At 19.3% G+C, this 699-nt stretch carries 1 protein-coding gene and 1 pseudogene; both read right to left on the bottom strand.

Annotated features, from left to right (window positions below; translation table 11 throughout):
• Positions 1–229: 229 nt before the first annotated feature.
• Positions 230–490: pseudogene (locus tag JS756_RS38960) on the bottom strand (LAGLIDADG family homing endonuclease); the annotation flags it as partial.
• Positions 491–514: 24 nt separating this feature from the next.
• Positions 515–699, bottom strand: a 185-nt coding sequence (locus JS756_RS38955) for a hypothetical protein (RefSeq protein WP_205387454.1), incomplete at its 5' end; no start/stop codon positions are given.

The following is a 699-nucleotide window of genomic DNA, read 5'->3' as shown; positions in this document are numbered from 1 at the left end:
TAATCTATTCATAATTAATACTCAAGATCTTAACATTCTTGTTAGTACTTTATCTTAAATTGAAATATTATTATTATGAGATACTAAGCTTATCCTGTTAAAGGCATTATTTATAATCACGATCTATAACACACCGTGTATAACTCATTGTATTTTTAAATTTAATAATTTTTTCAATCCCCTTTTTATTTAAATTATCTCCATTTTGAATTATTATATATGATTTTCTTCATTTTAAATAATTAACATGTTTACTAGACAATAGATGATAATGGTTAAAATAGGAGATAATATTTCTGGCTGACCCATAGCTATAAGAATTATATGTATATAACCCATTTAATGGATTATATGATATAACTCAACCTAAAAACTTTTTAATATATAATAAAATATATTCTTTTTTTTGATCTATTTGAAAATTTAACATAACTTTAATTTTTTTATTACTATTAAGTATTTCTATTTGAAAACTGGCATCACCATCTGTAAAACCAGCAAATCAATGATTTTTTCAATCATTACTTAAATTTAATATTAAATTAAAATTTTTACTAAATTCAGCATAATTATCTTGATTTAATATATAATTAGTTATTTGATTAAATATATATTCTGTTCTAATATTAACATATATTAAATTAATAGCTTTTTTAATTCCTTCTATAGCTGTTATAACTAAAAATATAGTCTTTTTAT

The sequence above is a fragment of the Streptomyces actuosus genome (genome assembly GCF_016921115.1).
Taxonomy (GTDB): Bacteria; Actinomycetota; Actinomycetes; order Streptomycetales; family Streptomycetaceae; genus Streptomyces; species Streptomyces actuosus_A.
The sequence above is the reverse complement of the archived record's forward strand: the minus strand, read 5'-3'. Positions and strand labels throughout refer to the sequence as shown.